This window comes from Ralstonia sp. TCR112 (assembly GCF_007997035.1).
Lineage (GTDB): Bacteria > Pseudomonadota > Gammaproteobacteria > Burkholderiales > Burkholderiaceae > Ralstonia > Ralstonia edaphi.
The window spans coordinates 118,035-141,477 of record NZ_VOSS01000001.1 but is presented as its reverse complement, the minus strand read 5'-3'; the positions used below and the strand labels follow the sequence as shown (position 1 = coordinate 141,477).

The window sequence follows — 23,443 nt, the reverse complement described above, 5'->3', positions numbered from 1 at the left end:
ATTGACGTCGGAGCGGCCTTTTTGCCTTGATGCGGCAGGCAGTTACTTCTTGCCGCCATCGAGCTGGGGCAGCGCGTTGGCGGTGCCCAGCGACAGCAACCCGGCCTTCGAGTAGATAGCGAGCTTGTCGCGTGTGTCCATCAGGTCGAGGTTGCGCATGGTCAGTTGGCCGATGCGGTCAGCCGGGCTGAACGGGGCGTCTTCCACCTTCTCCATCGACAGGCGCTCCGGCGCGTAGGTCAGGTTGGGCGACTCGGTGTTCAGGATCGAGTAGTCGTTGCCGCGGCGCAGTTCCAGCGTGATGGTGCCGGTCACGGCGCGGGCCACCCAGCGCTGGGCGGTTTCGCGCAGCATGATGGCTTGCGGGTCGAACCAGCGGCCCTGGTACAGCAGACGGCCCAGGCGCAGGCCGTTGATGCGGTACTGCTCGATGGTGTCTTCGTTATGGATGCCGGTCACCAGGCGCTCGTAGGCGATGTGCAACAGCGCCATCCCCGGGGCTTCGTAGATGCCGCGGCTCTTGGCTTCGATGATGCGGTTTTCGATCTGGTCGCTCATGCCCAGGCCGTGGCGGCCGCCGATGCGGTTCAGCTCCAGGAACATCTCCACCGGGTCGGCAATCTCGCGGCCGTTGACGGCGACCGGGCGGCCCTCGTCGAACGTGACCGACACTTCTTCCGCCTTAACCTCGACTTCCGGCTTCCAGAACGCCACGCCCATGATCGGGTTGACGATGCGGATGCCGCTGTTCAGCTGTTCCAGATCCTTGGCCTCGTGCGTGGCGCCCAGCATGTTGCTGTCCGTCGAGTAGGCCTTCTCGGCGCTCATCTTGTAGCCGAAACCTTCCTTGGTCATGAACGCCGACATTTCAGCGCGGCCGCCCAGCTCGTCGATGAAGGCCTGGTCCAGCCAGGGCTTGTAGATCTTCAGTGCCGGGTTGGTCAGCAGGCCGTAGCGGTAGAAGCGCTCGATGTCGTTGCCCTTGAAGGTCGAGCCGTCGCCCCAGATGTTGACGTCGTCTTCCTTCATGGCGGCGACCAGCATGGTCCCGGTCACGGCGCGGCCCAGCGGCGTGGTGTTGAAGTACGTAATGCCGCCAGTGCTGATGTGGAACGCGCCGGATTGGATAGCGGCAATGCCTTCATTGGCCAGCTGCGGGCGGCAGTCGATCAGGCGGGCCTTCTCTGCACCGTACTCCATGGCCTTGCGCGGGATGGCATCGTAGTCTTCCTCGTCGGGCTGGCCGAGATTGGCGGTGTAGGCATAGGGCAGCGCGCCCTTGTTCTTCATCCAGCGCAGCGCAGCGCTGGTATCGAGACCGCCCGAGAAGGCAATGCCGACCTTCTGGCCGACGGGAACGTGTTGCAGGATGGTTTCCATGGTGTGTCTCTTCAGTCTTTCAGTTCTTTGAACCTGTTCAGAATCCGTAGCGAGCGGTTCGAGGTTGGCCTGAGAAGCGCAGCCGTACACGGGTACGGCGAGCATCACAAGGTCAAGATCGAGCCGCGCAGTAGGATCCTGGACAGGTTCAGGCGTAGTGGCAGATGTAGTGGTAGGCCTCGGTCACGCGAATATCGAACTTCGAGTTGGCCGGAACCTGGAAGCTTTCGCCTGCGCCGGACGTCTTCCACTCGTCGGTGCCGTCGAGCTTGTATTCGCACGAACCGCCCACGCATTCCATGATTTCCGCGGCGGCCGTGCCGAAGGTCAGCGTGGCCGGCAGCACCACGCCCACGGACTTCTTGGTGCCGTCGGGCAGGGTAAAGCTGTGGCTGACGCACTTTCCGTCAAAGTACACATTGGCCTTGGTGGTCAGGCGGACGCCGTCAAAGGTTTCGGTGGTCATGAAATGGAATGCGAAAAGGGAGGTCGTGGGGTCAAACCAGCCATTTTAGGCCATTGGATCGACCGCGGGTACGTCAGGCGAGTGCTGCCCGGATCTTGAGGCGTGCGATGTGGCGCAAGATGCCCAGCGCGCCCATCCGCCCGCCTCTTTACACCACGACCGGCTCAGGTTCGATGCGCACGCCAAAGCGCGCATGAACCGCGTCCTGGATTTCGCGCGCCAGCGTCATCAACTGGATCGCGCTGCCGCCGCCACGATGTACCAGCACCAGCGCCTGTTTTTCATACACCCCAACCGCGCCGCTCTGCCGGCCCTTGAAGCCGCACTGATCGATCAACCAGCCGGCGGCGAGCTTGTAGGTGCCGTCGGGCTGCACATATCCGACCAGATTCGGGAAACGCTCGGCGAGGGCATCGCGCGTGGCGGCATCGACGATGGGGTTCTTGAAGAAGCTGCCGGCGTTGCCGATCTCGGCCGGGTCGGGCAGCTTGCGGCGGCGGATGGCGACTACCGCGTCGAAGATGTCCTGCGCAGTCGGGCTGGCGATGTGTTGCGCGGCCAGCTCGCGCGCGAGTTCGGCGTAATGCGTGTCGGGCTGCCAGTCGACCGGCAGGGCGAAGGTGACCTCGGTAATGACGTAGCGATCGGCGCCGCTGCGCTTGAAGACGCTGTCGCGATAGCCGAAGGCGCACTCGGTGGCGGTGAGGGTGACGAATTCGCCGGCGTGGCGGTCGTAGGCGCGCAGCGAATGGAACCGGTCCTTGATCTCGACGCCGTATGCGCCAATGTTCTGGATGGGCGCGGCGCCCACCGTGCCGGGAATCAGCGCGAGGTTTTCCAGCCCAGGCAAGCCATGCGCCACCGTGTGGGCGACCAGGCCATGCCACGATTCGCCGGCGCCTGCGGTGACGGTGTGGACTGCGCGGCCATCGGCCATGCTTCGGCCGGTGGCGATGCCCGGAATCTCCATCAGCAACACCAGGCCTTCGAAATCGCGCGTGAGCACGACGTTGCTGCCACCGCCCAGCACCAGCACCGGCAAGCCCTGCACGCGCGGGTCGGCCAGCGCGGCGGGAATGTCGTCCGGCGTGCGAACGTGGGCGGCATAGCGCGCAGTGGCCTCGAAACGGAACGTGTTGTGCTGGCCTAGGGGATAATGCGTGTCGAGCAACGCCATGGCGCCAAATCTGCTGGGAAAGCCGAGATTATAGAAGCCATGGCGCACGCGGCCCCCGCACAGAGGCGCCGCAGCAATCCGAATTCAAGTCTGCAAGGAGAACACGATGCCGTCGTTTGACGTGGTATGCGAAGCCAACATGGTGGAAGTGAAGAACGCCGTGGAACAGGCCAACAAAGAAATTTCGACGCGATTCGACTTCAAGGGCTCCGACTCCCGCGTCGAGCACAAAGAGCAGGAACTCACGCTGTTTGCCGACGACGATTTCAAGATCGGTCAGGTCAACGACGTGCTGATGAACAAGCTTGCCAAGCGCAACGTCGACGTGCGCTTCCTGGACTACCAGGACAAGCAAAAGATCGGCGGCGACAAGATGAAGCAGGTCGTCAAGATCAAGAAGGGCGTTTCGGGTGACCTGGCCAAGAAGATCGTCAAGACGATCAAGGACAGCAAGATCAAGGTGCAGGCGAGCATCCAAGGCGACGCGGTGCGCGTGACCGGCGCCAAGCGCGATGACCTGCAAAGCGTGATTGCCATGCTGCGCAAGGAAGTGACCGACACGCCGCTGGATTTCAACAACTTCCGCGACTGAACCCGCCACGCTTCCAGGCAAAACGCCCGCACGAGCGGGGCGTTTGCATTTGCAGTGGCAAAACTTCACTGCGACAGCTTGGTCACCTTCAGTGCCGGATCGGCGGCGATGGCGGCTTCCGAGAACGGCAGCCGGTTCCAGCGCTTGGCCGAAAACTCGCGCATCTGGTCGAACGCATGCGGCGAGGCCGCGTCGGTCGATTCACCGTAGGTCAGAAGCGCATCCGCCACCGGGCCCTGATCGTCAAACGTGACGGTCTGAATGTAGCTCGTGCCGAAATACACCTGCAAGCCTTTCGGCCCGATCGGCGTGCTTTGCAGCTTGTTCAGCACGCCTTCGTACTCCTCGCCGCCGTGCAGGGCGATGTCACCGCCCGGCGCATGTGCTGCCTGCACAGTCCCCAGCGGTGCGTCGAGCGCAAAGCCGGCGGTGCGGACGGCGCCCACGGCATCCTTCAACGCCTTGAACACGGCCGTGCGCACAGCTGCATCGCTCATGCGCAGGCTGCGCGGCGTGTGGATCGGATCGGCCGGGTCAAAGTCGACGGCGTAGACATGTGGGATGTCCTTGGCACGCATCCAGAACTCGCGGAACACATGCGCGGCGCGCGCGTCGACGTTGTCCGTGAGGTTCCATTGCGCCAGGGCAGCGCAACCGTCGCGCACGTCGGCGTCGAGGTTTGCCGTGGCTTTGCAGGCGGTCAGCAGATCGTCACGCACGAGGTGGCCGGCGAGGTTGGCATTCCGGAAGATCATCGCCTGCAGGTTCGGCAGATTCACCTTGTTGCCGGGCAGGCCGTCTGTCCCGGCGAGGCGGCGCTCGATTTCGATGATGCCGATGCGGGTGCGCAGGCGTTGCGGCACGTCGGTCGAGCCCATCACCGGCGAGAAGCCGGTCAGCTTCTGCGCCGGGTTGGTCAGCCACGAGCTGTCGTTGCTGTTGGCGACGTAGTCATCGCGCTCCAGCACGGGCATGCGTGCAGGCGCTACCAAGCCTGGCACCGGCGATGCCGGATCCACCTGCCAGTTGCACGCGCTGCGTGAACCGTCGAGCAGCACGAGGCCCACGCCCTTGAAGAGCTTGTCTGCGAGCGGCGACGGTGCGCAGCGCTTGAGCGCTTCAGTCGACACGTCGGGCGTGGTCGACACATCGGCAAACAGCGCGCGGCCGTTGCGGTCGGTGGCGATCGTGTTCACCCAGGGAATGCCGAGATTGCCGATGGCCTGCCGGATACCCGCCACATCCTTGGCCTGCGCGATATGCAGCCACGTATCGATGGAGCGCGTGTTGTTGCGATTGACGTCGCGCAGCGTGTAGGCCTTCTGCGAGGTCCAGGGCATGCCGCCGGCGGGCATCGACAGCACCGGCCCGTACACCGTGTTGTAGAAGGTGTGCGTGCGGCGCTCGATGCGGCCGTCCGGCAGCTTCACGTCAAAGGCGACGGTGCGCGTGGTCATCTTGTGCGGCTTGCCGTCGATCAGGTAGGTGGTCGGGTCACCCTCGGCAAGCTTCAGTTCGAACAGCGTGAAGCGGCGGCCCGTGGAGACGGTGTGCGTCCACGCCACGTCTTTGTTGAAGCCGATGCTGACGACGGGGAAGGCGGCAATCGACGCGCCCATCACGTCCAGCTTGCCCGGCACCGTCAGGTGGACCTGGTAGAAGCGGTTGGTGGTCGTCCACGGGAAATGCGGGTTGCCGAGCAGTACACCGCGGCCGTTGTCTGTGGCGGCCTTGCCGAAGGCCCAACCGTTGGAGCCGATCGGCATGTCGCGCAGCTGCAGATCGCGGTCAAGCGCGGCGGTGTCGACGGCATGCGGTGGAATGACCGCCGATGCTGGTGCGCCCCCCGGCGGCTGCGCTGCGACGATGCTTTGCAGCATGGCGCCCGCGCTCGCCTGAATGGCTTTCTCTTCGCCCATCCGCATCATGTCGGCCACCGTGAGCGGGCGCACCCAATCGGCATTGCGGCAAGCGGCCGGACGGCTGGCGGCCGGCGTGTCTTTCAGATAGCGGTTGTAGCCGGCGATGTAGCCGCGCAGCAGTTCACGCGCCTCGGGCGACATCTGTGCATAGCCGGCGCGCAGGCCAGCCTCGTCGAATGCGCCCTTGAAGAACGCGTCGGCTTGCGTGTTAGGCACCGGCTTGAACGACACCACGACCGTGCCGTCCGGCCCGAACGTCTTCGAACGTTCGCCGTTGACAGTGACGACCTGGTCGGCCAGCAGACAGACGTTGTCCTGCGCATAGGCGTAGGCCATGCCGAAGCCGAGGCTCGCGTAGTCGTTGGCGCGGACGTGTGGAATGCCAAAGCGGGTGCGGCTGATTTGCGCCGAGAGGCCCGTGTCCGAAGGCGTGGCCCAGCCGCTGTCTGTGCTTGCGCAGCCGGCCAGCGCCGCAAGCGCGGCCGTGGCAAGCGTGCCGCGTGCGAATCCCTGCATGAATCGCTGCATCGTGCGTTGTCTCCTGATGTCGATGTTGTTATGGGCGGTTGCGTCTGTGCGCAGCCACCGCGGCATCCTCAATCGCGCGGGTCTGATTCGAAAGAGGTATTCCCGCCAGAATTCGGGGCAATATCGCCACGCGTATTGCCGCCCAGACCTATACTGCGGCATGCCGAAAATCGACTTGCTGACCTTTCCTGACGCCGGTTTCTCTATGCTGGCCACGGCTTCCGACACGCTTGGCGTGGCCAATGCGCTGGCTTCCATGCAGGCCGGCAAGCGGGCCAATGCCGCCAAGGCGCCGGTGTTCGGCTGGCGCCTCGTCGCGCGGGACCCGGCGCGTTGGCAGGCGACTGCAGAAACGCTCGCTTGCCGTTGCGACGCACTGCCGCAAGACGACACGCAGCTGGGCGACGCGTTGATCGTCCCGCCGCTGCATTTCGACCACATCGGCACGCTGGAGCAGCGTCTGGCCCTGCTGGAAGCGGAGCGCGCCACGATCCGCCGTTATTTGCATGCAGGGCGGCTCGTGGCGTCGCCGTTCACGGGTGTGGCGATGTTGGCCGACGTGCTGCCGCCCGGGCAGCGCCTGACCGTCACGTGGCTGATCGCCGGGTGGGTGCAGGGCAATTTCCCCAGCCTGAAGGTGGTGCCGGCACAGGCGATTGTCAGCAGCGGCAACGTCATCACCGCACGCGCCATGGAGCATGGCGTGGCGCTCACGCACCGCGTGGTCGCGCGACTGGCAGATGCGCGGCTTGCTCGCACGCTGGGCAATACGGCGCTCGATCACCCCTCGCGCGGCGAGGCGATCGGCATCTGGCTGCGCAGCAAACCGGCCATTCGCGACAGCGTCGTGCTGCGCGCGCGGCGCTACCTGCAGCAGCATCTGCACGAACCGTTTGATCTGGAAAAACTTGCGGCCGCGGCCTCAACCAGCGAGCGGACGCTGCTGCGGCATTTCGCGAAAACGGTGGGGATGTCGCCGTTGCAATTGCTGCACCGGTTGCGCGTGGAGCGCGCGTGTCACCTGCTCGAAGTCAGCACGCTGAGCCTGACGGCGATCGCCGAGCAGTGCGGCTATCAGGACATGTCTGCCTTCCGGCGATTGATCCGGCGGCACACGGGGCGGCCGCCGGGAGAGCATCGGCGCGCCCATTCGGTGCGCGCGGAGCTGCGGAATTAGGCCGCTTTTTTCTTCTCGCCGATGCGGCTTTCCTTGCCGGCGAGCAGCTTGGCGATATTGGCGCGGTGGCGCGCGATGAGCAGTACCGCCATCAACGCAACCGCCCCGGCAATCCAGTCGAAGCCGTTCATCAGCACGTAGAAGAACGGCGCGAACACCGCCGAGACCAGCGCCGCCAACGATGAATAACGGAAGAACACGGCGATGATGAGCCACGTGGCCAGCGTGGCCAGCCCGAGCCACACGTTCAGCGCGAGCAGAATGCCTGCCGCCGTGGCCACGCCCTTGCCGCCCTCAAAGCGGTGGAACACCGGAAACAGGTGACCCAGGAACACGGCGATCACCACCAGCGCGATGCCGGTTTCGTCCACGCCAAAGCGCGCGGCCAGCCATTGCGCCAGCCACACTGCCAGCCAGCCCTTGGCCGCATCGCCGAGCAGCGTGAGGACAGCCGCCTTCTTGTTGCCCGAGCGCAGCACGTTGGTGGCGCCGGGGTTGCCCGAGCCGTAGGTGCGCGGGTCTGCCAGACCCATCGCGCGGCTCACCACCACGGCAAACGAGATCGAGCCGATCAGGTAGGCGGCCACGGCAAAAATGACGGTTGCGACGACTGGGGACATAGGAAATCGGTGAAATCAGGCTGCGGGATTGTAGCGTGCCGCGTAGGGTGCCCCGGCCGCCGCGTTCGTTTCAATCGGGGTTTGCACAGTTGACGGGCTGCGCGTTCAGCACGGTGGTCAGCACGCTGGGCGCGATGCTGACGAGAAAGCCGCGCCTGCCGCCGTTGATGTAGATGCGCTCCAGTTCCAGCACGCTCGCTTCCACATACACCGGCATCGCCTTGCGCAGGCCAAACGGCGACGTGCCGCCCACCAGGTAGCCGCTGTGCCGCTGCGCCACCTCGGGCTTGCACGGCTGCACGTTCTTGCGCCCGGTCTGGCGCGCGAGGTTCTTGGTGGAGACCGAGCAATCGCCGTGCATCAGCACGATCAGCGGTTTGGCGTGCTCGTCTTCCATCACCAGCGTCTTGACGACGTGGTGTTCATCGACGCCAAGCTGGCGCGAAGACTCGGTCGTGCCGCCCTTGTCGACATAGTCGTAGGTGTGCTCGGTGAAAGCGACGCCATGTGCCTTGAGGAACTGCGTGGCGGGTGTCTCGGAAACGTGCTTGGACTTGCTCATACGGGGCAGGGAAACGATCGCTATCCGCGCGGATGGTGCTGCGCATGCAGTGTGCGCAGACGCTCGCGCGCGACGTGGGTGTAGATCTGCGTGGTGGAAATGTCTGCGTGGCCGAGCAGCATCTGCACGACGCGCAAGTCTGCGCCGTGGTTGAGCAAGTGCGTGGCAAACGCGTGCCGCAACGTGTGCGGCGACAGCGGCGCGTGAATATCAGCCAGCAGCGCATAGCGTTTGATGAGATACCAGAACGCCTGGCGCGTCATGCCTTCGCCGCGCGCGGTGACGAACAGCGCGTCAGCCGTGCGCTCGCCGAGCAGCGCCGTGCGGCCATCGCGCAGATAACGCCGCAGCCAGTCGCCCGCTTCGGCGCCGAACGGCACGAGGCGGTCCTTGCCGCCCTTGCCGCCAACCACGCGCACCACGCCTTCATTCAGGCCGACTTCCACCGTTTTCAGCGCGACGATTTCCGACACGCGGAGCCCGCTCGCATACATCAGTTCGATCATCGCTCGGTCGCGCAGGCCGAGCGGCGTGTCGACATCGGGCGCGTTGATGAGCGCCTCGACTTGCGTTTCGGACAGTGTCTTCGGAAAGCGCGGCGGCTGTTTGGCGGTCGGCAGCAGGCGCGACGGATCGGTGCTCACCACGTGCTCGCGCAACGCCCATTGAAAGAAACGCTTGAACACCGTGCGGCGCCGGTTGGCGGACGATGCGCGGCTCTCGGCATGGCGTGCGGCGAAGTAATCGGCCAGGTCGCCGTCTTCGGTTTCGGCGATGGATTTGCTGCGCTCGGCGAGCCACTGCGCGTAGAGGGTCAGGTCGCGCCGGTACGCATCGAGCGTATTGCGGGCGAGGCCATCCTCCAGCCATAGCGCGTCGCAAAAGCGCTGGATCGCGTCTGCGCTTTGCGGCGGCAGGCACGGTGCTTCGGCGTCTTTCCGTGCGGCCTTTCTCATATCAGCATCACGCCTTCGTGGCGCAGCAGCCAGTGCTTGATGTTCAACAGATAGCCATCCGTGTGATGCGAAAACCCGCCGATGCCGGATGCACTCACCACGCGGTGGCACGGGATGAGGATCGGGAACCAGTTGTCGCCGCAGGCCTGACCCACCGCGCGTGGCACGCTGCCGACCTGTTGCGCGATGGTGCCGTAGGTGATGACGCTGCCGCACGGGATGGCGCTGATGGCCTGCCATACGCGGTGCTGGAAATCCGTGCCGGCGCGCGCGAGCGGGATGTCGAATGTCGCGCGAGGGTCGCTGTAGTACGCGTCGAGCTGCCGGGCGAGCCTTGCGATCAACGCGTCGGATGAATCGACGCGGGGCGTGCCTTCCGGCAGATAAACCAGTTCACGAAGCGCGCCGTCGGCCACGCGCACGCCCAGCTTGCCGAAGGGCGCTTCGAGAACGGCGTCGAAAGGGGATGGCATGACAGGGGCCGGCGCTGGAAAACAATCCTGCGAATCTAGCACAGGCCCCAGGTGAGGCAGGGTTACTGATCCAGCTTGATGTTCTGCTGCTTGACCAGGGTGCGCATCTTGTCGAATTCGCGCTTGATCTCGGCCGCGTATTGCTGCGGGGTATTGCCGACAGGCTCGGCGCCGGCGCCGCGGAATCGGTCTGCCAGGCCCGGGTCTTTCAGCGCCTTCACGGCGGCTTCGTTGAGCTTGCGGATGATGTCGTCTGACGTGCCCGCCGGCGCGACCAGGCCATACCACGCCGGGTCATTCGCATCCTTCAGGCCGACTTCGGCAAAGGTCGGCACATCGGGCAGGCTATCGATGCGTTTGTTCCACGCCACCACGATCGGCCGGAGCTTGCCGCCCTTGATGAACTGAATGGACGACGGCAGGTTGTCGACCATGATCGGCACCTGGTTGGCCAGCACGTCGTTCAGCGCAGGCCCCGCGCCGCGATACGGCACATGAACCATCTGCGTTTTGGTCAGCACCTTGAACTCTTCGCCGAGCATGTGGCCGATGCCGCAGGTGCCCGATGTCGCAAACGAATATTTGCCCGGATTGGCCGTCAGCACCGCGACAAATTCCTTGTAATTCTTGGCCGGAAAGGTCGGGTTGACCGCAATCACGTTGGCCACCGTGGCCAGGTTGGTGATCGGCTTGAAATCCTTGAGCGGGTCGTACGAAAGCTTCGGGTTGCACGCCGGGTTAACGGCATGCGTGGAGACGGTGGCGATGCCGATCGTGTAGCCGTCCGGCGCCGCCTTGGCGATGGCGTCTGCGCCGATCGAACCGCCGCCGCCGCCCTTGTTTTCCACCACCACGGCCTGGCCCAGCACCTTGGAAAGCTGGTCGGCTACGCCGCGCCCCACGATGTCTGTCGTGCCGCCTGGCGGAAATGGAATGATCAGCTTGAGCGGCTTCGTGGGGTAGTTGTCGGCCACCGCCGGCCCGCACAACGCCATTCCTGCGGCGCCGATCAGGCTGGCAATCAGTCGTCCCTTGGTCATGGTCTCCTCCTAGCGTGGTGTGCGTTCTTGTGGGGAAACTGCTGAATAGCACAACGGCAAACGCCCGCCACACGGCAACCGGGGAAACCCTGAAAAGCCAATCGTCAGATTGTCAGGTTCCCAGCAGCCCGCTTTTCAGATCACGGTCGACCGGGCTGTTGCCGATGAAGATGCTGAGCACGGCCTGGTAGAAATCTTCGCCGGGGATGGCCTTTGTGCGCGCCACGCCGTTGATGCTGATGGTGGTGCCGGCGTCGGGAGCGTAGTCGAAGTTGATGGTGTCGCCGCGCTTGGTGGAGCCGATCTGGCGCATCGCGTCTTCCAACTGCGTCAGCCGGTCGGCCAGCCTCTGTACTTGAATTTCGGTCTGGTTGCGATGGATGCCGTCGTTCAGTGCGTGGATGAACGTGTCGGCGCCCACATCGCGCAGCGGGTGGATCTGCAGCCGCTTCGGCCCTTTCATGCCGAGGATGACTGCTGCGTTCTTCGCGCGCTCAGGCAGGTACAGGCCTGCCACGTAGCCCTTGATGACAAACACTGAACGCAGGCCTGTGCCGTTGAGCAGCAGTTCGCGGCCGCCCACGCGTGCGGCATCGTCGAACGGCACGCCTTCGACGTTCACCGTTGCCCATGCTGGGCCCATGCACGCGGCACAGAGCACCGTGGCCACGACGCCGCCGCGCCACGCGCGTGCCGTCCACGATGAGCGGGCACGTGCGGCAACCTGCAATGCGCGGCGGAGATCAACAAGAGCGGAAAACATCGAAATGAGCGGTTTGAGATTAAGCCGCCATTTTCGCGATAATTTATTTGCAAACAATCGGTGTCTGCCCTGATGCGCAAGCGTTTGCGTACTAGGCGGTATAAGGCGCTGTCGGCATGAGCGTTAAGCAGGCATTCGTGGCTTTGTACCAGGCGCGCATTGTCCGGTTTTAAACCGATCGGTGCGGCAACTTGGAATTCCAGATTAAAACCACATCACAGTCCTGATGCATTCGCGTGCCCCACACGAGCGAGCGCTTACGTCGACTGTGTCAGCGCCCAGGCCACGTGCTCACGCACGAGTTCTGAAGGATCGTCAGCGCGTGCGTGCAGGGCGGCAGTCAATTGCGCACGCGCGCTATCGGGCAGCGGCGCGCGAAGCGCGTTGCCGATCGCCACGGCAATGTTGCGCAGCCAACGCTCGTGCCCGATGCGGCGGATCGGGCTGCCTTCCAGCCGTTGGTTGAATTCGGCGTCGGTCCAGTGGAACAGCCCGGCCAGCGTGGCCGCGTCCAATCCGTTGCGCACGTCAAAGTCGGGCAGGTTGGCCGGCACGGCAAACTTGTTCCATGGGCAGATGAGCTGGCAGTCGTCGCAGCCGTAGACGCGGTTGCCCATCGCTGCGCGCAGTTCGACCGGGATGCTGCCCTTGTGCTCGATCGTCAGGTAAGAGATGCAGCGCCGCGCGTCCACGGTGTATGGTGCGACGATGGCCTGCGTGGGGCACACGTCGATGCAGCGCGTGCAGTTGCCGCAGTGGGGCTCCACGGGTGGGTCGACGGGAAAGGGCAGGTCGACGAGGATCTCTCCGAGGAAGAACATCGAGCCCGCATCGCGGTCGAGCAGCAGCGTGTGTTTGCCGCGCCAGCCGAGGCCGCCGTTGGTGGCCAGTGCGACTTCCAGGACCGGCGCCGAGTCGGTGAATACGCGAAAGCCGTACGGCCCGACGGCGCCGGCAATCTTTTCTGCCAGCTTCTGCAGGCGCTGGCGAAGTACCTTGTGATAGTCGCGGCCGCGCGCGTAGAGCGAGATGGTGGCGTCTTCAGGGCGGCGCAGGCGATCCCACTCGATAGTGCGCCAGTCGCTGCCGGGTGTTTGCGGGTCGGCAAGATGTGGCAGATACGGCATCCGCGCGACGATCGCGCGTACCGTTCCGGCAACAAGTTCGGCCGGGCGTGCGCGGAGCATGCCGTGGTTCGCCATATAATCCATGTCACCGTGAAACCCCTGCGCGAGCCATGTCTGGAGCCCTTCTTCAGCATGCGACAGGTCGACATCGGCGATGCGGACCGCATCGAAACCGAGTTCGGCACCCCAGGAGCGAATCTGCGCGACAAGCGCTTGCATGCCGGCCGCATCGGCTGGCAGGCGTGCATCGAGGTTCGTTTCGGGTGATGACGTGGGGGTGGCGGACATGCCCAAATTGTACGCAATGCCCACCGTGCTCCCTGCTGACGCGCCTTCTGGTCTGACCCCTCCGCTCGCCGAGCGCACGCTTTCGCTCACCGATGAAGCGGCCACGTCGGCCTTTGGCGCGGCACTCGCGCAGGCCGTGCTGGCATTGGGCCCACGGCCCGTGCAGGTGCAGCTTTCCGGCGATCTTGGCGCGGGCAAGACGACGCTGTCGCGCGCCATCCTGCGCGGCATGGGGCATACCGGGCGCGTGCGCAGCCCCACCTATACGCTGGTTGAGCCGTACGACGTTGCCGGAACCACTGGCACGCAAAAGGTCTATCACTTTGACCTGTACCGCTTTGCCGATCCCGAGGAGTGGACCGACGCCGGGTTCCGCGACTGCTTTGCCGAACCTGCGCTGTGCCTGGTCGAATGGCCCGAGAAGGCGCAGGCGCTACTGGGCACGCCCGACCTGCACATCGCTTTATCGGTCGACGTTGTGCACGAAACCTACGATGACGGCGTTGAGCATGCACCGCGCGCAGCACGTCTGAGCGCACGCACGCAGACCGGCCTTCAACTTCTACAGTCGTTGCAACACCTGTTCCCATGCTGATCAAGCATCTGCCGACCGACCGACCGGATGATCCCAACCTGCCGAGCCAGGCCCGCCGCCAATGGCTCACGCGCATGGCGAAGGCCGGCGCAGGCACGGTCATCCTGAGCCTGGTGGGCCCGCAGATCGCACGCGGCGCCAACATCGTCGCCGTGCGCGTGTGGCCCGCCGAGGACTACACGCGCGTGACGATCGAATCCGACGTCGCGCTCAAGGCCACGCATCAGCTCATCAAGGATCCGGATCGACTGATGGTCGACATCGACGGGCTGGACCTGAACCCGACGTTGCGCGAGCTGGTGGCCAAGATTGCGCCGAACGATCCGTACATCCGCCAGGTGCGCGTGGGCCAGAACCGGCCGAGCGTCGTGCGCCTGGTGTTCGACCTGAAGGAAAGCGTCAACCCGCAGGTGTTCACGTTGCTGCCGATTGCCGGCTATCGCAACCGGCTTGTGTTTGACCTGTACCCGACCAACCCGCCCGACCCGCTGATGCAGCTCGTGCAGGCCACCGAGGGCAAGCAGGAGCGTTTTGCCGCATCCGGCGGCACGCCGATGCCGGAGCCGTCGGATGACGATGACCCGATTGCCGCGCTGGCGCGCCGCGGCAGCAGCGGCAGCCCGACCAAACCGCCGATCGAAGAGCCGCAACACCCGGCGCTTGCCGGCCGCACGCCGCCTCGCAAGACGCCGCCTGCCGCCGCTGCGAATCCTCCGTCGACGCTCGCCAACGCGCCGAACACGCCTCCGCTGGAGATCGTTCCCGAGCAGCCTGTGCCGCGCGCGTCGTCAAACGGCCCGCGCATGCGCCGCCTGCTTACCGTCGCCATCGACCCCGGCCATGGCGGCGAAGATCCGGGCGCCACGGGCGGTGCCGGCACGCACGAGAAAGACGTGGTGCTGTCGATCGCCCGCATGCTCAAGGCCAAGATCGACGCCCAGCCCAACATGCGCGCCATGATGACGCGCGATTCCGACTATTTTGTCCCGCTGGGTGTGCGCGTGCAGAAGGCGCGCCGCGTGCAGGCGGACCTGTTCGTCTCGATCCATGCCGATGCGTTTCTCTCGCCGGAGGCGCGCGGGGCATCGGTGTTCGTGCTGTCCGATCGCGGCGCTTCGAGCGCGCAGGCCAAGTGGCTCGCCAACAAGGAAAACGCGGCCGACATGATCGGCGGGGCGAATCTCGGTTCGAAAGACGCGCAGGTCACGCGCGTGCTGCTGGATCTGTCGACCACCGCGCAGATCACTGACAGCATGAAGGTCGGCAAGGCGGTGCTGGACCAGATTGGCGGCATCAACCGGCTGCACAAGGGGCAGGTCGAGCAGGCGGGTTTTGCGGTGCTCAAGGCGCCGGACATTCCGTCGATCCTGGTCGAGACGGCCTTCATCTCCAACCCCGAGGAAGAAGCCAAGCTGAACGACCTGGGCCACCAGAACCAGCTTGCCGACGCCATCTTGCGCGGCATTCGGGCGTACTTCGCCAAGAACCCGCCGCTGTCGCGCAACCCGGGCGTCTGAGGCATGGCGACGCTCGTATTGCGCGAAGGCGGTGCGTCCGACGCCGGCACCATCGCCGACATTCATACCCGCAGCTGGCAAAGCGCGTATCGCGGGCTGGGCGTTTTGTCCGACGCGTATCTCGATGGCCGCGCAGCGACCGACATCCAGGCGAAATGGCGTGAACGCATGGCCGCACCCGTTGCCGGACAGCAGGTGTGGTGCGCCGATCTGGACGGCCAGACCATCGGTTTTCTGTGCGCCCTGCGTGAAAACGGCACGCCCTGGGGTGCGTTCGTCGACAACCTGCATCTGCTGCCAGCCTCACGCGGCCATGGCGTCGGCAAGCGCCTGATGAGCGAAGCGGCGCACTGGGCCGCCGCTCAGGGCATCACACAGTTGCATCTGCTCGTGTACGAGGCGAACACCGCCGCGATCGGCTTCTACGAAGCCCTGGGTGGTGTGCCGGTCAGCCGTGACTGGCTGGAGACGGCCGATGGCGGCCACGCTTGGGTGCGCACCTACCACTGGCCTGAAGCGGAATTCGCGGGTTTGGTGGGCTCGCGCTGATCAGGCCGGGCGGCTGGCCGGAGCGTTAGCGCCATCCTCCGCCTGCGCAACGCGATCCGCGTACCTGCGCGCCAGCGTCGAGCACACGATCAGCTGCAGCTGGTGATAAATCATCAGCGGCAGCACGATCAGCCCCAGCGCCGGGTTGCCGGCAAACAGGATCTTCGCCATCGGCACGCCGTTCGCCAAGCTCTTCTTCGAGCCGCAGAACACGGCAGTGATTTCGTCGGCCAGGTTGAAACCCGCGCGCCGCGACAGCCATGTCGTCGCACCAAGCACGACGAACAGCAACGCGCCGCTCATCACGGCCACGGCCACGATGGTCTCCCACGGATACTTCGACCACACACCCGCGTGCGTCGAGTCGGCAAACGAGTTGAACACGATCAGCAGGATCACCGCGCGATCCACCTTGTTGATGATCGCCTTGTGCTTGTTGATGAACCCGCCGATGACCGGGCGCAGCAACTGACCCAGCACGAATGGCAGCAGCAGTTGCTCGGCCACGCCCAGCAGCGCCTTGCCGACCGACAGGTCCGCGCCCGACGCCTGGATCACGAAGCTCATCAGCAGCGGCGTGGCGATCATGCCGATCAGCCCTGAGATGGTCGCGTTGAAGATGGCGGCCGGCACATTGCCCTTGGCCATGGCCGTCATTGCCACCGACGACGACACCGTCGACGGCAGCGCGCACAGATAGAACACGCCCAGCAGCAGCTCGGCCGGAATGAACGGCTTGCAGACAAACAGAATGACCGCGCCGATCAGCGGAAACAGGATGAACGTGCAGCTCTGCACGAACAGATGCAGCCGCCAGTTGCGCGCGCCTTCGACGATCTTCTCGCGCGAGAGCGCCGCGCCGTGCAGGAAGAACACCAGTGACACGCCGACGATGGTGACGATGTCCAGCCGCAGCGGCCCATCGCTCGCGCCAAGCGCCGGGAAGAAGAGGGCCAGTGCGACCATCACCAGCATGGCGCGAATGAACCCATCGATCTGGGACAACAACGGAGACAACAGCGGGATCTTCATGTGCGTGCGCCGCCACCATTACGTGACGGCGCGGATTGGATGGCGGGATAGCCGCTATTGCACAACATCCCTATCTAGAATACAAATGCATTGATCGAATCAATTCATACGTCGTCAGCATGAATGTGACCTTGCGCCAGTTGCGCGTCTTTCTCGCGGTGGCACGCGCGCACAGCTTCAGCCGAGCGGGCGACACCATCGGCCTGACGCAGCCGGCCGTGAGCCGTTCGATCTCGGAGCTGGAAGGCGAACTGGGCTTGAAGTTGCTGGACCGCACCACGCGCGAAGTCGTGTTGACGGAAGTGGGGCGCTCGCTGGCGACGGCGCTGGATCGCCTCGTGGCCGATCTGGACGACACGTTGCAACAGGCGCGCCAGGTCGGCGAGCAGCGGCGCGGACGCGTGGTGGTGGCGTCCAGCCCGACCGTGTCGACACGGCTGATGCCGGTGTATGTGGCCGAGTGTGCGGTGCGCTATCCGGACATCCGCATGATCGTGCGTGACTCCGTCCAGGTCGACACGCTGCAATTGATCCGCACGGGCGGCGCCGATTTCGGTGTGGTGGTGGAGCCGCTCGATACCGAAGGCCTGTGGACCGAGCCGCTGCTGATCGATCCGTTCTGCCTGGTCTGTCGCAGGGATCACCCGTTCGCGCAGCGCAGCAGCGTGCGGTGGAAAGATCTGCATCGCACAGCGGTCGTCCTGCTCGATCACGCCTCGGGCAGTCGACCGCTGATCGACCGCATCTTCCTGCGCCACGGCGTCCAACCTGAGGTTGCGCAGGAGATGGGCCACAGCAGTGCTGTCTTCGGGATGGTCGAAGCGGGCATCGGCGCGGGGGTGGTGCCGTCGCTGTCGTTGCCGCTGCCGTCCTCGTCGCCATTGGTGGCGGTGCCGCTGTCGCCCAAGGAGACCCGCGCCATCGTGCTGGCGCGGCGGCATGACAGGTCGCTTTCGCCGGCGGCCGAGGCCGCGTGGCAGATGATCCGCCGGATGGCGCTGCCGGCCGCCTGATGGCCTGACTGCCGCGCTTATTTCGGCTGCATGCGGATGGCGCCATCCAGGCGGATGGTCTCGCCATTGAGCATCGGGTTCTCGACGATCGCGCGCGCAAGCTGCGCATACTCCGCCGGCTTACCGAGGCGCGGCGGGAACGGCACCATCTTGCCCAGGGCGTCCTGCACTTCGGCCGGCATGCCAAGCAGCATCGGCGTCTCGAAAATGCCCGGTGCAATCGTCATCACGCGGATGCCGTCGCGCGACAGGTCACGCGCAATCGCCAGCGTCATCGCCACCACGCCGCCCTTGGACGCCGCGTAGGCCGCCTGGCCAATCTGCCCGTCAAATGCCGCCACCGATGCCGTGTTGATGATCACACCGCGCTCGCCGCCGGCGTTGGGCGTGTTGCCGGCCATGGCCGTCGCGGCCAGGCGGATCATGTTGAACGTTCCGATCAGGTTGATGTTGATCACGCGTGCAAATTGGTCCAGCGGGTGCGGCCCCGTCTTGCCCACCGTGCGCGACGCTGTCGCGATGCCCGCGCAGTTCACCAGCCCGCGCAGCGTGCCCAGCGACGTGGCGGCGTCCACCACCGCTTGCCCGTCGGCCTCGGACGTGACGTCGCAACGCACGAAGCGGCCGCCTAATTCCTGCGCCAGCGCGGTGCCGGCGGCCTCGTTCAGGTCTGCAATCACCACCTTGCCGCCAGCTTCGGCCAACGTTCGTGCCGTGCCTGCGCCCAGTCCCGACGCGCCGCCGGTGACGATGAATACCTGATCGCGAATCTCCATGCCATGTCTCCTTGTGTGTGGTTTGCGAGTTACTTGACGTTTACGTTCGCGTCAAGTTCAGCGTCGTATGGTAGCGCGAAGCGGTCGGCGATCGGGCAAAAAAAAGGGCGCCTCATGATCGAGGCGCCTTTTTTCGTCGCGGGTATTGCGTGGTGCGCTCAGTCTTGCAGCGCACCGAACACGCGGGCCGTGATTTCATCGACGTTGCCCACGCCGCTGATCTTGCGGTACTTCGGCGGCGCGACCTTGGCGGCGCCGTTGCCGTTGGCGGCCCATTGGGAGTAGTAGTCGACCAGCGGACGCGTCTGGTTCTCATACACGTCCAGGCGCTTGCGCACGGTCTCTTCCTTGTCGTCGTCGCGCTGGATCAGCGGTTCGCCGGTTTCGTCATCCACGCCTTCGGTCTTGGGCGGGTTGTACTTGACGTGGTACGTGCGGCCCGACGCCACGTGCACGCGGCGGCCGCTCATGCGCTCGATGATGGCGTCGAATGGCACGTCGATTTCCAGCACGTAGTCGATCGCCACAGCGGCGTCTTTCATGGCTTCCGCTTGCGGAATGGTGCGCGGGAAGCCGTCGAACAGGTAGCCGTTCTTGCAGTCGGGTTGTTGCAGGCGGTCTTTCACGAGGCCGATGATGATGTCGTCCGACACCAGACCGCCGGCATCCATCACCTTCTTTGCTTCGATACCTAGCGGGGTGCCGGCCTTGACGGCCGCGCGCAGCATGTCGCCGGTGGAGATCTGCGGAATGCCGAACTTTTCGCAGATGAATTTGGCTTGCGTACCTTTGCCGGCGCCGGCGCGCCCAACAGAATCAACCGCATGGTGACGAGTTCCTCAAGTTTTCGAATCCTGTCGCGCTGTCAAGCTGTGTGAAGCGCGTTGGGAATCGGTCCAAGAGGGCGGATTCCCAATACGCCTGGTGGTCAAGCCATGGCGACGCAATCGACGCGAACAGGCAGCCTAGCGGGCGAAGTTGACGCCAGCCTTACCGGACTCTGGGGAATCAGGCGTCCGCCGGACGGCGGCACCCATGGCTCGATCTGTCTCCCTGTCGCCGCTGTGGCGCCTGCGTGGGCACCGTCATGCGGCTTGTCGTCCTCGCGATTATGCCATGGCGAGGACGGGGTTTTGGCAGCCCCGCACGCAAAGTTCAGAGAAATCGCGGGCTCAGGGGCCGTCCTGGGCCAGAAGTTCAGCCCAGGCGGCGCGCACCCGTGCAAGGTCTTCGGGGGTGTCGACGCCGGCGGCGGGTGCGTCTTCGGTGGTCAGCACGGCAATGCGTTCACCGTGCCACATGGCGCGCAGCTGCTCCAACTGCTCCGTCTGCTCGATGGGGGCGGCGGCCAATTGCGGGAAGCGGCGCAGGAATCCGGCGCGGTACGCGTAGATGCCGATATGGCGCAGCACGGGCATGGCCGGCAACGGGCGCTCCACAACGGACCGCGCCATGACCGCGGGCGTCCAGGTGTCGCGCGCCCAGGGCAGCGGCGCGCGCGAGAACAACAGTGCGCGTTCAGCAGCGTCGAGCACGACCTTGACGACGTTCGGGTTGAACACGTCGGCCGGGTCGTGGATCGGGTGGGCAGCGGTGGCGATGGCGCAGTCGGGATGGTCGCGCAGGTGCGCGGCCACGTTGTCGATCAGCGTCGGTGCGATCAGCGGCTCGTCGCCTTGCACGTTGACGACAATGGCGTCATCGGGCAGGCCCAGCACGGTGGCCACTTCGGCCAGGCGGTCGGTGCCCGAGGCGTGGTCGGCGCGTGTGAGCACGGCTTCCACGTGATGCTGCATGCAGGCATCGGCGACCGACGCTGCATCGGTGGCGACCACCACGCGCGCGGCGGACGACTGATGCGCGCGTTCAGCCACGCGCACCACCATCGGCTTGCCGTCGATGTCGGCCAGCGGTTTGTTGGGCAGCCGCGTGGACGCCAGCCGCGCGGGAATGACAGCGATGAATGGCGGGTGCGACATGGCGGCGACCTTCGTATCAGGCCGGATCGACTGGCGTGCCTTCCACGGTCTGGCGCGCTTCGTCAGCCAGCATGACGGGGATGCCGTCGCGGATCGGGTAGGCCAGCTTGTCGACGTGGCAAATGAGTTCGTTATTGGCGCGGTCGTGTTGCAGCGTGCCCTTGCACAACGGGCAGACGAGGATTTCCAGCAGGCGATTGTCCATGGCGGTAGAGGCTCCGTGGCGGCCGCTCAAGGCGAAGGGCGGCGCGCCGGTACAGCGGAAGGGTGGCGTTATTGTGCGCTTGCCTTGAGCGTTGCGCGATCGGCCAGGGCGCGCACGCGCTGGCAGACCTGTTCGACCAGCGCCGCGTCGACCACCGGCGTGGTCGGCACCACCCAGATGCGCGGGTCGTCGAGATGGCCGCATTTTACGGCATCCTTTTCGGTGATCAGGATGACCTCGGCGTGGCTGTCGGTGAACGGGTTGTCAGCGAAATCGTAGTGATCGGGCAGCGGCAGCGTGCTCGGCTTGAGGCCGGCGGCGCGCAGCGAAGCGAAGAAGCGCTCGGGGTTGCCGATGCCGGCCGCGGCCAGCAATTGCGCGCCTTCAATGCGGGCGAACTGGGCCAGCGGGCGGCGCAGCGCGGGGTCGGCCAGGTTGTAGGCGTCCTGCAGCTCGAGGTGCATGCCGAACACGTCCGGGCGGTCCGGTGTGGCGCGGTAGTTCGGATCGTTGATGAGCGTGGCGTCACGGCGGCGCGTCATCGGTTCGCGCAGGGGGCCGGCGGGCAGCAGGAAGCCGTTGCCGCCCATGCGCGTGTCGAACACAATGATTTCGATATCGCGGCGCAGGCGATAGTGCTGCAGGCCGTCGTCGCAGACGATCACGTTGCAGCCCGGGTGCGAGGCCAGCAGCGTCTGCGCGCACAGCACGCGGTCGGGGAAGACCCACACCGGCAGATCGGTGGCGCGGGCGATCAGCAGCGGTTCATCGCCCACGTCTTCTGCGCGAGAGTGTTCTCGCACAGGGCGAGGATGCTTCAGTTGCGCACCGTAGCCGCGCGAGACGATGCCCGGGCGCAGGCCGGCTTCAGCTAGCGCCGAGGCCAGCGCAATCACGGCGGGCGTCTTGCCGGCGCCGCCCACGGTGACATTGCCGATCACCACCACCGGCATCGGCAGCCGCACCGAGCGCAGCACGCCAAGGCGGAACAGCAGCCGGCGCAGCGCGCTGATCCCACCAAACAGCCACGACAGCGGCCACATCACCCACGCAAACCAGCCGCGTTGCTGCCATTGGCGGGTGACGAAGCTGGCGAGACGGTGCTGGGCGACGGGCATGCGTGATGGTGGTTGAGAAGCGGTCTCTTAGCGGGCGTTGCCGGTTTGCGTGGCGAAGGTCAGGTGCGAAAGACCGGCCACTCGCGCGGCTTCCATGACATTGACCACTGCCTGGTGCGCGGCTTGCGCATCGGCGTTGACGATGACGATGGGCTCGGGGCCGCCGGCCTTGCCTGCGGCATTGCGGAGCGCATCGGCCAGGCTGGTGACATCGCGCGTGTCGAGCACCTGCTTGTCGACAGAGTAGACGCCGTTGGCGGTGACGGACACGACGATCTGGCCCGGACGCTCGGTGGCTTTCTCAGCCTCGGCGGTGGGCAGGTTGACCTTCAGTTCGGTGTAGCGGGAATACGTGGTCGTGATCATCAGGAAGATGAGGATCACGAGCAGCACGTCGATCAGCGGGATCAGGTTGATCTCCGGCTCTTCGCGGGCACGGCGCGGGCGGAAGCGCATGGCTGTTTCCAGTAAGGCGTGGCCCGGATCAGCCGCGCCGCGGCGGCAGGATCGCGTCGAGGTACGTGGTGGACAGATGCTCCAGCTCGACCACGTAGTTATCCACCACGCCACGGAAGTAGCGCCAGAAGATCAGCGTCGGGATGGCCACCACCAAGCCCAGCGCCGTGTTGTACAGCGCGACCGAGATACCGTGCGCCAGCGCCTGCGGGTTCGTGCCCGCGGCGGTCTGGCTGCCGAATATCTCGATCATGCCGACGACCGTGCCGAACAGGCCCATCAGCGGCGCCACCGAGGCAATCGTGCCAAGCGCGTTCAGGTAGCGCTCCAGGCGGTGGGCAACGTTCTGGCCGGCTTCTTCCACCACTTCCTTGGCGGCATCGCGCGTGGTGTTCGGATGCAGCACCACGTGGCGCAGCGCGGCAGCTAGCAGGCGGCCCAGCGGCGAGCCCTGTTCCAGCGTATTCACCACTTCCGGTGTGGCGCGGCGCTGATGCGCGACGGCCAGCGCCTCGTCATAGACCTTGGGCGGAATGATCTTCTTGCGTTGCAGGGCGACGAAGCGTTCGATGATGAGCGCGAGTGCGAGCACCGAGGCGATCAACAGCGGCCAGATCGGCCAGCCGGCGGCTTGAATGATGGAAAACACTGGACAACCCGTTTTGTCGTTGTGGAAGGAGTGTGATTCTGATGGTGTGCTCGTGCCGTCCGCGTCCCCGAACGCTGTCCGTTGCGGCAAAAACAGGCAGCACTCTAGCGCGTCGGACCTGCCTCGGCAACACGATGGCGCAGCATCGCGACATGCGCGGGCGACGGTCAACGCGCTGTCACGAAAGAGACTGGCCGCGCAATCCACAGCCAGGCGGGACAGTCTTGTGGACGGGTTGTGGACATTGCCCGAACAAGCAAACTAAGTGCTTGATGCGAAAGGGTGTTCGGGGTCTTGCTTAAAAAATATGCAACCGGCGTTTTCGCGGTCCATCCATGAAAAAGCGCGCGCTGGCCCGGCAAAACGGCGGGTAATCCACACCGCTGCGGGACAGTCTTGTGGATGGGTTGTGGACATTGCCTCAACAAGCACGCTAAGTGCTTGATCCAAAAGGAAGTCCGATGACCTGCTTAAAATTCAGGC

At 65.1% G+C, this 23,443-nt stretch carries 24 protein-coding genes and 1 pseudogene; 6 read left to right on the top strand and 19 right to left on the bottom strand.

Going from position 1 to position 23,443, the window contains the following annotated elements; all coding sequences use genetic code 11:
- Positions 1-42: 42 nt before the first annotated feature.
- From argG to murB, 3 genes are all read right to left on the bottom strand, one after another.
- On the bottom strand, positions 43-1,380 hold the full coding sequence (gene argG / locus FUT88_RS00710) for an argininosuccinate synthase (protein ID WP_147213396.1): 1,338 nt from the start codon (positions 1,378-1,380) through the stop codon (positions 43-45).
- A 148-nt stretch (positions 1,381-1,528) separates the two neighbouring features.
- Entirely contained in the window at positions 1,529-1,846 is a 318-nt protein-coding gene (locus FUT88_RS00705; RefSeq protein WP_027680653.1) for a pyrimidine/purine nucleoside phosphorylase, read from the bottom strand.
- 148 nt (positions 1,847-1,994) lie between these two features.
- Positions 1,995-3,023 carry a UDP-N-acetylmuramate dehydrogenase gene (murB, locus tag FUT88_RS00700; RefSeq protein WP_147213395.1) on the bottom strand — a complete coding sequence of 343 codons (1,029 nt, stop codon included), beginning with the start codon at positions 3,021-3,023 and terminating at the stop codon, positions 1,995-1,997.
- Positions 3,024-3,129: 106 nt separating this feature from the next.
- Here murB and FUT88_RS00695 point away from each other — a divergent pair, with 106 nt between their 5' ends.
- Positions 3,130-3,615 carry a YajQ family cyclic di-GMP-binding protein gene (locus FUT88_RS00695; RefSeq protein ID WP_147213394.1) on the top strand — a complete coding sequence of 162 codons (486 nt, stop codon included), beginning with the start codon at positions 3,130-3,132 and terminating at the stop codon, positions 3,613-3,615.
- Between the two features lie 65 nt (positions 3,616-3,680).
- Here FUT88_RS00695 and FUT88_RS00690 read toward each other — a convergent pair whose 3' ends face one another.
- Positions 3,681-6,065 (bottom strand): acylase, encoded by a 2,385-nt coding sequence (locus tag FUT88_RS00690; protein WP_147213393.1) that lies wholly within the window; start codon positions 6,063-6,065, stop codon positions 3,681-3,683.
- Between the two features lie 160 nt (positions 6,066-6,225).
- Between FUT88_RS00690 and FUT88_RS00685 the strand changes: the two genes are divergently transcribed.
- A complete protein-coding gene (locus FUT88_RS00685) occupies positions 6,226-7,242 on the top strand; it encodes a GlxA family transcriptional regulator (RefSeq protein WP_147213392.1) in 1,017 nt (338 codons plus the stop codon).
- Here the strand turns inward: FUT88_RS00685 and plsY are convergent.
- From plsY to queG, 7 genes are all read right to left on the bottom strand, one after another.
- Positions 7,239-7,862 carry a glycerol-3-phosphate 1-O-acyltransferase PlsY gene (plsY, locus tag FUT88_RS00680; protein WP_147213391.1) on the bottom strand — a complete coding sequence of 208 codons (624 nt, stop codon included), beginning with the start codon at positions 7,860-7,862 and terminating at the stop codon, positions 7,239-7,241. The genes FUT88_RS00685 and plsY overlap by 4 nt on opposite strands.
- 70 nt (positions 7,863-7,932) lie before the next feature.
- A complete protein-coding gene (ybaK, locus tag FUT88_RS00675) occupies positions 7,933-8,424 on the bottom strand; it encodes a Cys-tRNA(Pro) deacylase (RefSeq protein ID WP_147213390.1) in 492 nt (163 codons plus the stop codon).
- A 20-nt stretch (positions 8,425-8,444) separates the two neighbouring features.
- On the bottom strand, positions 8,445-9,380 hold the full coding sequence (gene xerD / locus FUT88_RS00670; protein WP_147213389.1) for a site-specific tyrosine recombinase XerD: 936 nt from the start codon (positions 9,378-9,380) through the stop codon (positions 8,445-8,447).
- On the bottom strand, positions 9,377-9,853 hold the full coding sequence (locus FUT88_RS00665; RefSeq protein WP_147213388.1) for a methylated-DNA--[protein]-cysteine S-methyltransferase: 477 nt from the start codon (positions 9,851-9,853) through the stop codon (positions 9,377-9,379). Before FUT88_RS00665 ends, xerD begins: the two co-directional genes overlap by 4 nt.
- A 62-nt stretch (positions 9,854-9,915) precedes the next feature.
- Positions 9,916-10,893, bottom strand: coding sequence for a tripartite tricarboxylate transporter substrate binding protein BugE (locus FUT88_RS00660; protein ID WP_147213387.1), 978 nt, complete (start codon positions 10,891-10,893; stop codon positions 9,916-9,918).
- 112 nt (positions 10,894-11,005) lie between these two features.
- Complete coding sequence (locus FUT88_RS00655; protein WP_147213386.1) at positions 11,006-11,656, bottom strand: chalcone isomerase family protein; 651 nt, start codon at positions 11,654-11,656, stop codon at positions 11,006-11,008.
- Between the two features lie 257 nt (positions 11,657-11,913).
- Positions 11,914-13,071, bottom strand: a complete 1,158-nt coding sequence (queG, locus tag FUT88_RS00650; protein ID WP_147213385.1) for a tRNA epoxyqueuosine(34) reductase QueG — start codon at positions 13,069-13,071, stop codon at positions 11,914-11,916.
- Between the two features lie 16 nt (positions 13,072-13,087).
- Between queG and tsaE the strand changes: the two genes are divergently transcribed.
- The 3 genes from tsaE to FUT88_RS00635 are packed head-to-tail and all read left to right on the top strand — an operon-like array spanning position 13,088 to position 15,732.
- Positions 13,088-13,666, top strand: coding sequence for a tRNA (adenosine(37)-N6)-threonylcarbamoyltransferase complex ATPase subunit type 1 TsaE (tsaE, locus tag FUT88_RS00645; RefSeq protein ID WP_147213428.1), 579 nt, complete (start codon positions 13,088-13,090; stop codon positions 13,664-13,666).
- Complete coding sequence (locus tag FUT88_RS00640) at positions 13,660-15,183, top strand: N-acetylmuramoyl-L-alanine amidase (protein WP_147213384.1); 1,524 nt, start codon at positions 13,660-13,662, stop codon at positions 15,181-15,183. The genes tsaE and FUT88_RS00640 overlap by 7 nt, the downstream gene beginning before the upstream one ends.
- Positions 15,184-15,186: 3 nt before the next feature.
- A complete protein-coding gene (locus FUT88_RS00635) occupies positions 15,187-15,732 on the top strand; it encodes a GNAT family N-acetyltransferase (RefSeq protein WP_147213383.1) in 546 nt (181 codons plus the stop codon).
- Here FUT88_RS00635 and FUT88_RS00630 read toward each other — a convergent pair whose 3' ends face one another.
- Positions 15,733-16,764 carry a bile acid:sodium symporter family protein gene (locus FUT88_RS00630; RefSeq protein WP_147213382.1) on the bottom strand — a complete coding sequence of 344 codons (1,032 nt, stop codon included), beginning with the start codon at positions 16,762-16,764 and terminating at the stop codon, positions 15,733-15,735.
- Between the two features lie 119 nt (positions 16,765-16,883).
- On the opposite strand from FUT88_RS00630, the gene FUT88_RS00625 reads away from it, so the two are divergent.
- Positions 16,884-17,777, top strand: a complete 894-nt coding sequence (locus tag FUT88_RS00625) for a LysR family transcriptional regulator (RefSeq protein ID WP_147213381.1) — start codon at positions 16,884-16,886, stop codon at positions 17,775-17,777.
- A gap of 17 nt (positions 17,778-17,794) precedes the next feature.
- Here FUT88_RS00625 and FUT88_RS00620 read toward each other — a convergent pair whose 3' ends face one another.
- The 7 genes and pseudogenes from FUT88_RS00620 to FUT88_RS00590 form a co-directional block, all read right to left on the bottom strand.
- Complete coding sequence (locus tag FUT88_RS00620; RefSeq protein ID WP_147213380.1) at positions 17,795-18,553, bottom strand: 3-hydroxyacyl-CoA dehydrogenase; 759 nt, start codon at positions 18,551-18,553, stop codon at positions 17,795-17,797.
- Positions 18,554-18,711: 158 nt separating this feature from the next.
- Positions 18,712-19,379: pseudogene (gene adk, locus FUT88_RS00615) on the bottom strand (adenylate kinase).
- Between the two features lie 346 nt (positions 19,380-19,725).
- Positions 19,726-20,532 (bottom strand): 3-deoxy-manno-octulosonate cytidylyltransferase, encoded by an 807-nt coding sequence (kdsB, locus tag FUT88_RS00610; RefSeq protein ID WP_147213378.1) that lies wholly within the window; start codon positions 20,530-20,532, stop codon positions 19,726-19,728.
- Between the two features lie 16 nt (positions 20,533-20,548).
- Positions 20,549-20,737, bottom strand: a complete 189-nt coding sequence (locus FUT88_RS00605) for a Trm112 family protein (RefSeq protein ID WP_004631803.1) — start codon at positions 20,735-20,737, stop codon at positions 20,549-20,551.
- A gap of 68 nt (positions 20,738-20,805) precedes the next feature.
- Positions 20,806-21,855, bottom strand: coding sequence for a tetraacyldisaccharide 4'-kinase (lpxK, locus tag FUT88_RS00600; RefSeq protein WP_147213377.1), 1,050 nt, complete (start codon positions 21,853-21,855; stop codon positions 20,806-20,808).
- A 27-nt stretch (positions 21,856-21,882) separates the two neighbouring features.
- Positions 21,883-22,311: an ExbD/TolR family protein gene (locus FUT88_RS00595; RefSeq protein WP_004631807.1), complete on the bottom strand. Its 429-nt coding sequence runs from the start codon at positions 22,309-22,311 to the stop codon at positions 21,883-21,885.
- A 28-nt stretch (positions 22,312-22,339) separates the two neighbouring features.
- Positions 22,340-22,960, bottom strand: a complete 621-nt coding sequence (locus FUT88_RS00590) for a MotA/TolQ/ExbB proton channel family protein (protein WP_045202714.1) — start codon at positions 22,958-22,960, stop codon at positions 22,340-22,342.
- Positions 22,961-23,443 lie beyond the last annotated feature (483 nt).